Origin of the sequence: Vibrio sp. 1159, from assembly GCF_033340395.1 — a bacterium.
Lineage (GTDB): Bacteria > Pseudomonadota > Gammaproteobacteria > Enterobacterales > Vibrionaceae > Vibrio > Vibrio alginolyticus.
In genome coordinates, this window is sequence record NZ_JAWOWL010000019.1 from 47468 (window position 1) to 61576 (window position 14109).

A 14109-nucleotide genomic window follows, 5' to 3' on the forward strand; every position below is an offset into this window, starting at 1 on the left:
CTTCGTACTAAAAGATCATTCACGTTCGTGAAGTGGAGAAAACTCACGTTGTGTTTCGCCAGTGTATAGCTGACGAGGACGACCGATGCGGTTCAGTGGATCGCTGTGCATTTCGTTCCAGTGAGCAATCCAGCCGATGGTACGAGAAATCGCGAAGATAACCGTAAACATAGAAACTGGAATACCAATCGCTTTAAGAATGATACCTGAGTAGAAGTCTACGTTCGGGTACAGCTTCTTAGACACGAAGTACTCATCAGAAAGCGCAATGCGCTCAAGTTCCATTGCAACGTCTAGCAGAGGGTCTTGAATGTTTAGCTCTTTGAGAACTTCATGACACGTTTCGCGCATTACTGTCGCACGTGGGTCGTAGTTCTTGTAAACGCGGTGACCAAAGCCCATTAAGCGGAATGGGTCATCTTTGTCTTTCGCGCGGTCTACATATTCAGGGATGTTATCGACGCTGCCAATCTCTTCTAGCATTCTCAAGCAGGCTTCGTTTGCACCACCGTGAGCAGGTCCCCAAAGGGATGCAATACCAGCGGCAATACATGCAAATGGGTTCGCACCAGAAGAGCCAGCTAGGCGTACAGTTGATGTCGACGCATTCTGTTCGTGATCCGCGTGTAGAGTGAAAATCTTATCCATCGCACGGGCAACCACAGGATTTACTTCATACTCTTCGCAAGGGTTTGCGAACATCATATGCAAGAAGTTCTCAGCGTAGCTAAGGTCGTTACGAGGGTAAATAAATGGCTGACCGATAGAGTATTTGTAACACATCGCCGCCAGTGTTGGCATTTTTGACAGCAGACGGTACGCTGCAATTTCGCGGTGTTCGTCGTTGTTAATGTCAAGAGAGTCGTGATAGAAGGCTGCAAGTGCTCCAACTACACCACACATTACCGCCATTGGGTGAGCATCGCGTCTGAAGCCATGGAAAAAGCTTGCGATTTGCTCGTGTACCATTGTGTGACGAGTAACGGTCGTTTTGAATTGCTCGTATTGTTCTCGGGTAGGGGCTTCACCATAAAGAAGGATGTAACATACTTCTAAGTAATCTGCGTTATTGGCTAATTGATCAATCGGGAAACCGCGGTGCAAAAGAATACCTTTGCCGCCATCGATGTACGTGATTGATGATTCACAAGATGCAGTGGCAAGAAAACCTGGGTCAAAAGTAAAGTAACCATTGGCTCCCAGCTTACGAACGTCAATTACAGGTGTACCTAGCGTACCGTCCATAATTGGCAGTTCGATTGGCGCTTGACCTTCAACATGAAGGGTCGCTTTCTTATCCGCCATAACAATCTCCTTTGTTTATTATTTAATCCGTCCAGGATGTTTATGTGCCATTTTTGTACTGTTGTTAAAGCTTAAAGTCAATTTTTCTCCATCTTTGTGTGCACTTGTTATGATTTTTCTCATGAAAATCGTTAAAAATCTGTTCTATGTAGCATAATTTGTTACACCAATTGTATTAGAATGTTGCTCGCCGTATATTGGCAAAGAAAATTTTAGTTAAATCCTTATAAATTCGGGGCTAGAAACAAAGAGTGAGGTTTGTTGCTGGATTCCGTTTGTTAACAACTTGTTTACAATTATCTGAGTGGTTACTCGCGATGTTTGTTAAATAGATGTTAACTTTTGTACGTTTGGAAGCTGAAATTGGTTATAACAATAAATGCTCAATGGAGCTGAGTGAGCAAGCCCGTGAAAGAAAGAAAGTCAAGACCTGTTAATTTAGATTTACAGACCATCCACTTTCCTATCACAGCAATCGCATCCATCCTACACCGTGTGTCTGGGGTAATTACGTTTGTTGCGGTGGGTATATTACTGTGGTTACTATCCATTTCTCTGTCATCCCCAATGGGTTTTATGGAAGCCGCTGACATCGTCGATAGCTTCTTCGTAAAATTCATCCTGTGGGGAATTCTTACTGCACTTGCCTACCACATCGCAGGTGGTATCCGTCACTTATTGATGGATCTAGGTCACTTTGAAGAACTAGATTCAGGCACGATGAGCGCTAAAGTCGCGTTTGGTGCAACAGCAGTATTATCATTATTGGCGGGGATCTTGGTATGGTAAAACACGTATCTTCATTTGGTCGTAATGGTGTACACGATTTCCTACTAATTCGTGCAACTGCAATCATTATGACGCTATACACGATTTATCTGATTAGCTTCTGTGCATTTTCAGATATCTCTTACGCATCTTGGACCCAATTCTTTGGTGGTACCTTCACTAAAGTATTCACCATGTTGGCACTTGTCTCGATCCTGATTCACGCATGGGTTGGTTTGTGGCAGGTATTAACTGATTACATTAAGTGCGCGAAACTACGTGGCGCACTACAACTTGGTGTTATTGCCGTGCTATTCGGCTATGTCTTCTCTGGTCTATTTATTCTGTGGGGTGCGTAAGTGTCTATTCCAGTTCGTGAGTTTGATGCCGTAGTAATCGGCGCTGGTGGTGCAGGTATGCGCGCTGCACTACAAATTTCAGAACAAGGCCTATCATGTGCTTTGTTGTCAAAAGTATTTCCAACACGTTCTCATACTGTGTCTGCACAGGGTGGCATTACTGTTGCTCTGGGTAACTCGCACAAAGACGATTGGCAATGGCACATGTACGATACCGTTAAAGGTTCCGACTACATCGGTGACCAGAACGCGATTGAATACATGTGTAAAAATGGTCCTGAGTCAGTTATCGAGCTTGAAAAAATGGGTCTGCCATTCTCTCGTTTTGATAATGGTACCATCTACCAACGTCCATTCGGTGGTCAATCTAAAGAGTTTGGTGGTGAGCAGGCTGCTCGTACAGCCGCTGCAGCAGACCGTACTGGTCACGCACTTCTTCACACGCTTTACCAGCAAAACGTAAAACACAAAACAACCATCTTCTCGGAGTGGTACGCTTTGGATCTTGTGAAAAACCAAGACGGCGCAATCATGGGTTGTACTGCGATTTGTATGGAAACGGGTGAAATCTGTTACTTCAAATCAAAAGCAACCATTCTAGCTACAGGTGGTGCAGGTCGTATTTACGCATCGACCACTAACGCGCACATCAACACGGGTGATGGCGTTGGTATGGCACTTCGCGCAGGCGTTCCAATGCAAGACATGGAAATGTGGCAGTTCCACCCAACAGGTATTGCTGGCGCGGGTGTTCTAGTGACGGAAGGTTGTCGTGGTGAAGGTGGTTACCTTCTAAATAAAGATGGTGAACGCTTCATGGAGCGCTACGCACCAAACGCGAAAGACCTTGCTGGTCGTGACGTGGTTGCTCGTTCAATGATGATTGAAATCCGTGAAGGCCGCGGCTGTGATGGTCCTTGGGGTCCACATATCAAGTTGAAACTTGATCACCTTGGTAAAGAAGTACTTGAATCACGTCTACCAGGTATCTGTGAACTGTCTCGTACATTTGCACACGTTGACCCTGTGAAAGAGCCAATTCCAGTAATTCCAACTTGTCACTACATGATGGGTGGTGTACCTACTCAAGTCTCTGGCCAAGCAATTAAGCAGAAGGCCGACGGTAGCGAGATGGAAGTACAAGGCCTTTACGCATGTGGTGAGATTGCTTCTGTATCGGTACACGGTGCTAACCGTCTGGGCGGCAACTCATTACTAGACTTGGTCGTATTTGGTCGTGCTACTGGCTTGCACCTTGGCGAAACGCTAGCAGCGCAAGCAGAAGCTCGTCCTGCAACAGAATCTGATATTGAAGCGTCTCTAGCGCGTACTATGCGTTGGGAAAACAGCACTGGTGGTGAAGATCCAGTTCAGATTCGTAAAGACCTACAAGCATGCATGCAAAACAGCTTCTCGGTATTCCGTGAAGGCGATGCGATGGCAACCGGTCTAGAAGAGTTGAAAGTGATTCGCGAACGTTTGAAAGATGCGCATCTAGCGGACAAGTCTTCAGAGTTCAACACGCAGCGTATCGAGTGTCTAGAACTTGATAACCTGATGGAAACCGCGTTTTCAACTGCCGTTGCAGCGAACTACCGTACAGAGAGTCGTGGCGCACATGCTCGTTTCGATTTCCCTGAGCGTGATGATGAGAACTGGCTATGCCACTCTATCTACAATCCGGAAACAGAAGCGATGACTAAGCGTGATGTGAACATGACGCCAACGCATCGTGAAGCTTTCCCGCCGAAAGTACGTACATACTAAAGGGAGGATACGACTATGAAATTAAACTTCTCTTTATACCGTTACAATCCGGATGTGGATACCAAGCCTTACATGAAAGAGTATACCCTTGAGGTAGACGAAGGCTCAGACATGATGGTGCTTGATGCATTGATTCTGCTAAAAGAGCAAGATCCAAGCATCGCGTTCCGTCGCTCATGCCGTGAAGGGGTATGTGGTTCTGATGGTTTGAATATGAATGGTAAAAACGGCCTAGCGTGTATCACACCGTTATCTGCTCTACAAGGCGATAAGATAGTTATTCGTCCACTACCAGGGTTACCTGTCGTGCGCGATCTTATCGTTGACATGACGCAGTTCTATGATAACTATGCGAAAGTTAAACCATTCTTGATTGATGATGGTGCATTACCACCATCACGTGAGAACCTACAATCGCCTGATGATCGTGCGCATTTAGATGGATTGTACGAATGTATCATGTGTGCATGTTGTACAACGTCTTGCCCATCATTCTGGTGGAACCCTGATAAATTCATCGGCCCAGCTGGTCTTCTCGCAGCGTACCGTTGGCTAATTGATAGCCGCGATACGGCAACAGATGAACGTTTGTCTGATCTTGATGATGCATTTAGCGTTTTTCGTTGCCATGGCATCATGAATTGTGTAAGTGTTTGTCCTAAGGGATTAAATCCGACGAAAGCCATCGGTCACATTAAGTCGATGTTGGTTAATCGTTCGGTTTAATTTACTCGCTCTTAGGAATGTCGCAGTGTTGCGGATCACCCGATATGACCGCTTCACTGCTTCAGTAATATTCGAGTAAAGAATACAAAAATTGCCGACCGTATTTTTAGTCGGCTCTTATAGCTCGGCAAAGACCGAAGCAAACGTGAAAACTACTGGTTAAGGGAAAATATGCACAACGGCGTGATGAAGGCATGGCTCGAGTCTTCACACTTGGCTGGCGCCAATGCAACGTATGTAGAGGACCTCTACGAACTGTATCTAAGTGATCCCGATCTGGTAAGTGAGGAGTGGAAACGTGTTTTTGAAGGCTTGCCTAAGCCATCAGAAGAAGTGGCAGAACAACCACATTCACGTGTCCGTGACTACTTCCGACGACTCGCTAGAGAAACAAAGCATTACAATGTCCAAGTTAGTGACCCAGATGTCGATGCAAAACAAGTAAAAGTTCTACAGCTAATCAACGCATACCGTTTCCGCGGGCATGAAGCTGCAGAATTAGACCCACTAGGTCTATGGCAACGCCCAACAGTGGCGGAGTTAGACCCTGCTTTTCATAATCTTACCGAAGATGACTTCGAAGAAACTTTCAACGTAGGTTCTTTTGCTGTTGGGCAAGAAACCATGAAGTTGAAAGATATCTATGAAGCCCTCAACAAAACTTATTGCGGTTCCATCGGTGCTGAATACATGCACATGACTGACACAGAGCAAAAGCGTTGGATTCAGCAACGCCTTGAGTCTGTCGTAGGCCAGCCATCATTCAACAAAGATGAGAAGCGCACATTCCTAGAAGAGCTAACAGCCGCTGAAGGTTTGGAGCGTTACCTCGGGGCGAAATTCCCAGGTGCAAAACGTTTCTCTTTAGAAGGTGGTGATGCGCTGATTCCGATGACGAAAGAGTTGATCCGTCATGCGGGTACAAGTGGAATGCGTGAAGTGGTTATCGGTATGGCTCACCGCGGTCGTTTGAACATGCTGGTGAACGTACTTGGTAAGAAACCTCAAGACCTGTTTGATGAGTTCGCAGGTAAACACGACGAAACTTGGGGTACGGGTGATGTGAAATATCACCAAGGTTTCTCTGCTGATTTTGCGACTCCAGGCGGTGATGTTCACTTAGCACTTGCATTTAACCCATCGCACCTAGAAATCGTAAACCCGGTAGTCATGGGCTCAGTTCGAGCACGTCAAGACCGCTTGGGTGATAATCAAGGTAGCAAAGTGCTTCCTATCACCATCCACGGTGATTCAGCAATCGCTGGTCAGGGTGTGGTTGCCGAAACTTTCAACATGTCTCTTGCTCGTGGGTTCCAAGTTGGTGGTACGGTACGTATCGTCATCAACAACCAAGTAGGCTTTACGACGTCTAATCCTCGTGACACGCGTTCTACGATGTACTGTACCGACATCGCGAAGATGGTGCAGGCGCCAATTTTCCATGTAAATGCAGATGACCCTGAAGCAGTTGCTTTTGTTACTCGCATTGCATTGGATTACCGTAACGAGTTCAAGCGCGATGTCGTGATCGATCTTGTATGTTACCGTCGCCACGGTCACAATGAGGCGGATGAGCCAAATGCGACTCAGCCTTTGATGTACCAGAAAATCAAAAAGCATCCTACACCACGCAAATTGTATGCAGATGTTCTGATCGACAAAAATGAGTCAGATATCGAGACAGCGACTCAGTTAGTCAATGAGTATCGCGATGCATTGGATCGCGGTGAAGTGGTTGTTAAAGAATGGCGTCCAATGGCGTTGCACTCTGTAGACTGGTCCCCTTACTTAGGGCACGAATGGGATATGGAGTGGGATTCAAAATACGACAAGACACGCCTTATTGAGCTAGGCAATCGTCTGTGTCAGTACCCAGAAAGCCATAAACTGCAAAGCCGTGTTAATAAGCTATACAACGATCGTCTAGCAATGATGACCGGTGAAAAAGCTATTGACTGGGGTATGGCTGAAACATTGGCGTATGCTACATTGGTTGACGATGGCAAGCGTATTCGTCTTTCTGGTCAGGACTCGGGTCGTGGTACTTTCTTCCACCGTCACTCGGTTCTTCATAACCAAACCGATGCAAGCACTTACATTCCATTAGCGAATATTCATGACAACCAAGGGCCATTCCAAGTCTTTGACTCAGTATTGTCAGAAGAAGCTGTGTTGGCGTTTGAATACGGTTACGCAACAGCCGAACCAGGTGGTTTAACTATCTGGGAAGCACAGTTTGGTGATTTTGCCAACGGTGCACAAGTTGTTATCGACCAGTTTATCTCGTCAGGCGAGCAAAAGTGGGCGCGTTTGTGCGGTCTTACTATGCTTCTACCTCATGGTTATGAAGGTCAAGGTCCTGAGCACTCATCTGCACGTTTAGAGCGTTACCTTCAGCTTTGTGCTGAGCAAAATATGCAGGTTGTGGTTCCTTCAACACCGGCTCAGGTGTACCACATGATTCGTCGTCAGGTTGTACGCCCAATGCGTCGACCTCTCATTGTTATGTCGCCGAAATCTTTGCTGCGCCACCCTCTATGTACTTCAACGATTGAAGACTTGGCGGATGGTACATTCCAATCTGCAATTCCAGAAGTAGATGATTTAGAACCAAGCAAAGTGAAACGTGTCGTGTTCTGTGCTGGTAAGGTTTACTTTGACCTACTAGAGCAGCGCCGTAACAACGAGCAAGACGATGTTGCTATCGTGCGTATTGAACAGCTTTACCCATTCCCAATGGAAGAAGTACAAGCAGCAATTGCTCAATACACTAACGTTGAAGACTTCGTGTGGTGTCAGGAAGAACCTCAGAACCAAGGTGCTTGGTACTGTAGCCAACATAACTTCCGTGCCGCTATTCCTGCAGGTGCAAATCTTAAATACGCAGGTCGCCCAGCTTCTGCTTCGCCAGCAGTTGGCTACATGTCGGTGCACTTGAAACAACAAAAAGCGTTGGTTGAAGACGCTCTGAACGTGAACTCAAAAACTTCGAATTAAGAATTAGAAGTTAAAGGAAGAAACAGATATGACAATTGAAATTCTGGTTCCAGATTTACCTGAATCAGTTGCTGATGCAACCGTAGCGACATGGCACAAACAACCAGGCGACGCAGTAGAGCGTGACGAGGTTTTGGTTGACATCGAAACAGACAAAGTTGTGCTAGAAGTTCCAGCTCCGGAAGCTGGCGTTTTAGAAGCTATTGTTGAAGCAGAAGGTGCGACAGTACTTTCTAAACAAATCATTGCTAAATTGAAGCCAGGCGCAGTTGCAGGTGAACCAACTGCAGACAAAACAGAAGGTACTGAAGCATCTCCTGATAAGCGTCACAAAGCTGCGCTTAGCGAAGAAAGTAATGACGCACTAAGCCCAGCAGTGCGCCGTTTATTGGCTGAACATGGCTTAGAAGCAAGCCAAGTGAAAGGCACTGGTGTTGGTGGTCGTATTACGCGCGAAGATATTGAAGCGCATCTTGCGAACGCTAAATCTGCGTCAAAAGAAGACTCGCCAGCAGTGGTTGACGTGCCGGCAGCGGCTCGCAGTCAGAAACGTGTTCCAATGACTCGCCTTCGTAAGACAGTTGCTAACCGTCTGCTAGAAGCGAAGAACAACACGGCAATGCTAACGACGTTTAACGAAGTGAACATGAAACCAATCATGGACCTTCGTAAGCAGTACAAAGATCAGTTCGAAGAGCGTCACGGTATTCGTTTAGGCTTCATGTCTTTCTACGTGAAAGCAGTAACAGAAGCGCTTAAGCGTTACCCAGAAGTAAATGCTTCGATTGATGGCGATGACATTGTTTACCACAACTACTTCGACATTAGCATGGCGGTATCAACGCCACGTGGTCTAGTTACACCTGTCCTAAAAGACTGTGACAAGCTTGGTTTCGCTGATGTTGAAAAAGGCATCAAAGAGCTGGCTATCAAAGGTCGTGATGGCAAGCTAACGGTAGACGAGCTAATGGGCGGTAACTTCACTATCACAAACGGTGGTGTGTTTGGTTCACTTATGTCTACACCAATCATCAACCCACCTCAATCAGCGATTCTTGGTATGCATAAGATCCAAGAGCGTCCGATGGCAGTGGATGGCAAAGTTGAAATCTTGCCGATGATGTACCTAGCGTTATCTTACGATCACCGCCTAATTGACGGTCGTGAATCAGTTGGTTTCCTAGTAACGATTAAAGAGTTACTAGAGGACCCAGCACGTCTCCTATTAGACGTTTAATATCGCTAAAACGTCTAGTTATCGTAGGTAGCTAGACGTTAAAAATTTCAATGGCTAGACTAGCTCAACGTTTGGCCTTCATTTGAATCCTTCAGTATGAGAACTCATGATGAAGGATTTATTTGAGAAGACCCTACAGACGTACAAGCAGCCAAGACTGCAGCGTTATGGAAATAATAAATCCCTTAAGGGAAAAACAAACGGAATATCGAAATGAATTTGCATGAATACCAAGCCAAACAGCTGTTTGCAGAATTCGGTTTGCCTGTGCCAGAAGGCTACGCGTGTGATACACCACAAGAAGCTTTTGAAGCCGCAGGCCGTATTAGTACAGCCAAGAAAGTAGTTAAATGTCAGGTTCACGCTGGTGGCCGTGGTAAAGCGGGTGGCGTAGAGCTACACGATACAAAAGAAGGCGTTAAAGAGTTTGCACAGAAGTGGTTAGGTAAAAACCTAGTGACTTACCAAACTGACGCTAACGGTCAGCCAGTAACAAAAATCCTTGTTGAAGAAGCTTCAAATATTGCGAACGAACTATACCTAGGTGCGGTAGTTGACCGTGCTAGCCGTAAGATTGTTTTCATGGCTTCTACCGAAGGTGGTGTGGAAATTGAAAAAGTTGCGGAAGAAACGCCGGAACTCATCCACAAAGCAGCAATTGACCCACTAGTAGGTCCACAAGCTTACCAAGGTCGTGAGCTAGCGTTCAAACTTGGTCTTGAAGGCGACCAAATCAAACAATTCGTTAAGATCTTTATGGGTCTTGGCACTATGTTCTCTCAGTACGATCTTGCTCTGCTAGAGATCAACCCACTTGTGATTACTGGCGAAGGCAACTTGCTATGTCTTGACGGTAAGATCAACATCGACTCAAACGCACTGTATCGTCAGCCTAAGCTTCGTGAAATGCACGATCCTTCACAAGAAGATGAGCGTGAAGCACACGCAGCTCAGTGGGAGCTGAACTACGTAGCACTAGACGGTAACGTTGGCTGTATGGTTAACGGTGCAGGCCTAGCAATGGGTACGATGGATATCGTAAACCTACACGGCGGCAAACCAGCTAACTTCTTAGATGTAGGTGGCGGCGCGACGAAAGAGCGTGTTGCTGAAGCATTCAAGATCATCCTATCTGATGACAATGTGAAAGCGGTACTTGTTAACATCTTCGGTGGTATTGTACGTTGTGACATGATCGCAGAAGGTATTATCGGTGCGGTTAAAGAGGTAGGTGTAAGCGTACCTGTTGTTGTTCGTCTTGAAGGTACTAACGCTGACCTAGGTCGCGAAGTTCTCGCTAATTCTGATGTTGATATCATTGCTGCTGAGTCGCTAACTGACGCTGCTCAGAAAGTTGTTGCTGCTGCGGAGGCTAAATAATGTCTGTATTAATTAACAAAGACACTAAAGTAATCTGTCAGGGTTTCACTGGTGGTCAAGGTACTTTCCACTCAGAGCAAGCTATCGCATACGGTACGCAAATGGTTGGTGGTGTGTCTCCAGGTAAAGGCGGCCAAACTCACCTAGGTCTACCTGTATTCAACACAGTACGCGAAGCAGTAGAAGCGACTGGCGCAACAGCGACAGTCATCTACGTACCAGCACCTTTCTGTAAAGATGCAATCCTAGAAGCGATTGACGCGGGTATCGAGCTAATCGTAACGATTACTGAAGGTATCCCTACTACAGATATGATCGACGTAAAAGTGAAGCTAGAAGAAACTGGCGTTCGCATGATCGGTCCTAACTGTCCGGGTGTTATCACTCCTGATGAGTGTAAGATCGGTATCATGCCTGGTCACATTCACAAGAAAGGTAAAGTAGGTATCGTATCTCGTAGCGGTACTCTAACTTACGAAGCAGTCAAACAAACCACTGACGAAGGTTTCGGCCAGTCTACTTGTGTTGGTATCGGTGGTGACCCAATCCCGGGTTCAAACTTCATTGATATCCTAAAACTGTTCCAAGAAGACCCTGAGACAGAAGCGATCGTTATGATCGGTGAGATCGGTGGTACTGCAGAAGAAGAAGCAGCAGCATACATTAAAGAAAATGTAACGAAGCCAGTGGTTTCTTACATTGCTGGTGTAACTGCACCTCCTGGTAAGCGTATGGGCCATGCTGGTGCGATTATCTCTGGTGGTAAAGGTACTGCTGAAGACAAATTTGCTGCACTAGAAGCGGCTGGCGTTAAAACTGTGAAATCTCTAGCAGAGATTGGCCAAGGTCTACGTGAAGTGACGGGTTGGTAATCGACCACACTACTTAATAAGTATTAAAAAGCCTGCGACTTCGCAGGCTTTTCTTTTTCCGTTTCCGTGGGTTTATGTTTGTTGTTAGCAAGGTCTTTCGCGTTTAATGCTCAATGCGATTATGCTTTGCTTTTAATCAGCTGGCTCAGCATAAATAAGGATGTTGCGCTGATCACTACAGAAGGGCCGGCCGGTGTATCGAAGTGCCATGATAGGCTAAGCCCCATCAGTACTGCCACTGAGCCAATAATAGATGCGAACAATGCCATTTGCTCTGGTGATGAAGAGACTTTACGTGCTGTTGCTGCTGGGATAATTAGGAGCGAAGTCATGATCAACGCGCCAACGAACTTCATACCTACTGCGATTACTACACCCACCATTAGCATTAACACCAATCGAACTAAGTCTGTATTCACGCCCTCAACAGCGGCAAGTTCTTCACTAACAGTGCTAGAAAGCAGTGGGCGCCAGAAGACGTACAAACACGCACTCACCGCAACAACACCTGCGTAAATAAACATCAGATCTTGTGGAGAGACGGCAAGTAAGTCCCCAAATAGGTAGCTCATTAAATCGACGCGCACGTTTTCCAAAAAGCTAACCGATACTAAACCGATAGAGAGTGCACTGTGTGCCAAGATACCTAACAACGTGTCTGTAGCCACAAGTTGTTGCTTTTGCAGAGTGACAAGCAAAACGGCCAGAGCTAAACAGCAGACGAGTAGCGCAAGGTAGAGATTTACGTTGAGCAAGAAGCCCAGCGCTAGGCCCATTAACGATGCATGAGCTAGGGTATCTCCGAAGTAAGCCATTTTACGCCAAACGACAAATGACCCAAGTGGACCGGCAATGATCGCGATACCAATACCAGCAAGAATAGAAGGTAGGAGAAACTCAATCATGATGGTGATGTCCGTGTTTATGGTGGGAGCATGATATCGCATCACCGCTTACTGGCGTTCCGGATAAATCGTGATGATGGTGCTCATGGTCGTGATGATAAAACGCGAGAGACTCTCTCGCTGCATTGCCAAATAGTGCGATGTAAGAAGGGTGCTGAGTAATAGTGGCAGGTGAACCTGAGCAGCAAACATGGTGATGCAGACAAATAACATCGTCCGTTTTCGCCATCACTAAATGTAAGTCATGCGACACCATAAATACGCCACAATCAAAGCGGTGACGAATGCTCTCAATTAAGTCATAGAGATCGATTTGACCTTGGATATCCACACCCTGAGCTGGTTCGTCTAATACCAACAGCTGAGGACGCTGAAGCAGAGCGCGCGCCAGTAACACTCGTTGGTTTTCACCACCGGATAAGCGATGCATATTACTATTAAGTAAATGTTCAGCGCCAACAAGCCTTAATGCATCAATGCACTCCTGCTTACTGTATTTTCCTGCTAAATTTAGGAAGCGGGTTACATTCAATGGAAGGGAGTCATTGAGCTTCAACTTTTGAGGAACGTAACCAATTTTCAGTTTTCTTTGTCGGTTCAACTTGCCGCTAGTTGGCTTTTGAAGACCTAAGATAACTTTGACTAACGTTGATTTTCCCGCTCCATTGGGACCAATTAGGGTAGTTATTTTGCCCTTTTCTAATTCCATACTAATGTTATCGAGAACTCTGCGGCCATCGAACTCGACGCATAACTGCTCAAGATGGACTAAGGAAGACATGAATGAAACTCATTTGCAAATCAATAATGTTATAATGTAACATTATCTCACTTTCCACGCCATATCCCAAGTAAAACTATGAAAAGAGCATTAATTCTTGCTGCCTCAGCAATGTTAACACTTCCAGCACAGGCAGTAACGGTACTGACGAGTATCAAACCTATTCAGTTGTTAGTAACAGAGCTTACTCAAGGAGTAACTTCACCAGACGTGCTATTGCAGTCTAACACATCACCCCATGACTATGCTTTGCGTCCATCGGATGTTAAAAAGGTCGCTTCGGCTGATTTGGTTATTTGGTACGGACATGATCTTGAACCGTTTCTAGAGAAAGTTGTTTCGGATAGATCGAATACTTTGACTATTAGTCAAATTCCAAATCTAGAATTGCGTGAATTTGATAGTGAGCACAACCATGACCATGATGGGCACGATCATGGCTCACATGATCCGCACTTTTGGCTAGGTGTAAGCCAAGCACAACAAGTGGCCAAGGCTGTTGTGAATCAACTTGTATCACTTGATCCGGAAAATGCAGCTCAATATCAAGCGAACCTCAAAAAGTTTGAACTCGAGCTAAAAGACACTGACCAACAGATAAAGCAGAAGCTGGCACCAGTAAAAAACAAAGGTTACTTTGTATTCCATGATGCTTACGGTTATTTCGAAGATCGTTATGAACTAAATCAAATGGGGCATTTTACTGTGAGCCCAGAACGAAAGCCAGGAGCGAAGACCTTAATTCAAATTCGTCAAAAGCTAAGTGGTGGAGATGTGGCTTGTGTATTTTCTGAACCTCAGTTTACCCCGGCTGTCGTTCAGAGCGTAATGAGAGGCAGTGACGTCGCTAAAGGCGAGCTTGACCCGTTAGGGAGTACAATTGAAGCAAAACCTGGCAGTTACTTTACTTTTCTCAACAATATGGCGAATAGTTTTGAGCAATGCTTGAACAAAAAGTCAGATTAAGTGCTGTCGTAATGTAGGAGTAGTCTTTTTAACGTGATCCAGTAGT

At 45.7% G+C, this 14109-nt stretch carries 12 protein-coding genes; 9 read left to right on the forward strand and 3 right to left on the reverse strand.

Going from position 1 to position 14109, the window contains the following annotated elements; all coding sequences use genetic code 11:
• Positions 1-15: 15 nt before the first annotated feature.
• On the reverse strand, positions 16-1305 hold the full coding sequence (locus tag R7127_RS15475) for a citrate synthase (RefSeq protein WP_005382163.1): 1290 nt from the start codon (positions 1303-1305) through the stop codon (positions 16-18).
• Between the two features lie 396 nt (positions 1306-1701).
• Here R7127_RS15475 and sdhC point away from each other — a divergent pair, with 396 nt between their 5' ends.
• From sdhC to sucD, 8 genes are all read left to right on the forward strand, one after another.
• Positions 1702-2094 carry a succinate dehydrogenase cytochrome b556 subunit gene (gene sdhC / locus R7127_RS15480; RefSeq protein WP_017634811.1) on the forward strand — a complete coding sequence of 131 codons (393 nt, stop codon included), beginning with the start codon at positions 1702-1704 and terminating at the stop codon, positions 2092-2094.
• Positions 2088-2432 (forward strand): succinate dehydrogenase, hydrophobic membrane anchor protein, encoded by a 345-nt coding sequence (gene sdhD, locus R7127_RS15485; protein ID WP_005382169.1) that lies wholly within the window; start codon positions 2088-2090, stop codon positions 2430-2432. Before sdhC ends, sdhD begins: the two co-directional genes overlap by 7 nt.
• Entirely contained in the window at positions 2433-4199 is a 1767-nt protein-coding gene (gene sdhA, locus R7127_RS15490) for a succinate dehydrogenase flavoprotein subunit (RefSeq protein WP_005382172.1), read from the forward strand.
• 15 nt (positions 4200-4214) lie between these two features.
• Complete coding sequence (locus R7127_RS15495; protein ID WP_005382174.1) at positions 4215-4925, forward strand: succinate dehydrogenase iron-sulfur subunit; 711 nt, start codon at positions 4215-4217, stop codon at positions 4923-4925.
• Between the two features lie 171 nt (positions 4926-5096).
• Positions 5097-7922: a 2-oxoglutarate dehydrogenase E1 component gene (sucA, locus tag R7127_RS15500; protein ID WP_005382176.1), complete on the forward strand. Its 2826-nt coding sequence runs from the start codon at positions 5097-5099 to the stop codon at positions 7920-7922.
• 28 nt (positions 7923-7950) lie between these two features.
• Positions 7951-9159, forward strand: coding sequence for a 2-oxoglutarate dehydrogenase complex dihydrolipoyllysine-residue succinyltransferase (gene odhB, locus R7127_RS15505; RefSeq protein WP_005382177.1), 1209 nt, complete (start codon positions 7951-7953; stop codon positions 9157-9159).
• Between the two features lie 213 nt (positions 9160-9372).
• Entirely contained in the window at positions 9373-10539 is a 1167-nt protein-coding gene (gene sucC, locus R7127_RS15510; RefSeq protein WP_005382179.1) for an ADP-forming succinate--CoA ligase subunit beta, read from the forward strand.
• Positions 10539-11411: a succinate--CoA ligase subunit alpha gene (gene sucD, locus R7127_RS15515; RefSeq protein ID WP_005382181.1), complete on the forward strand. Its 873-nt coding sequence runs from the start codon at positions 10539-10541 to the stop codon at positions 11409-11411. Before sucC ends, sucD begins: the two co-directional genes overlap by 1 nt.
• A gap of 119 nt (positions 11412-11530) precedes the next feature.
• Here sucD and znuB read toward each other — a convergent pair whose 3' ends face one another.
• The gene (znuB, locus tag R7127_RS15520; RefSeq protein ID WP_005382183.1) at positions 11531-12316 is read right to left on the reverse strand and encodes a zinc ABC transporter permease subunit ZnuB; all 786 of its coding nucleotides are present in this window, start codon (positions 12314-12316) and stop codon (positions 11531-11533) included.
• The gene (znuC, locus tag R7127_RS15525; protein WP_017634809.1) at positions 12309-13097 is read right to left on the reverse strand and encodes a zinc ABC transporter ATP-binding protein ZnuC; all 789 of its coding nucleotides are present in this window, start codon (positions 13095-13097) and stop codon (positions 12309-12311) included. The genes znuB and znuC overlap by 8 nt, the downstream gene beginning before the upstream one ends.
• A 78-nt stretch (positions 13098-13175) precedes the next feature.
• Here znuC and znuA point away from each other — a divergent pair, with 78 nt between their 5' ends.
• Positions 13176-14063 (forward strand): zinc ABC transporter substrate-binding protein ZnuA, encoded by an 888-nt coding sequence (znuA, locus tag R7127_RS15530; RefSeq protein WP_033906913.1) that lies wholly within the window; start codon positions 13176-13178, stop codon positions 14061-14063.
• Positions 14064-14109: the final 46 nt, after the last annotated feature.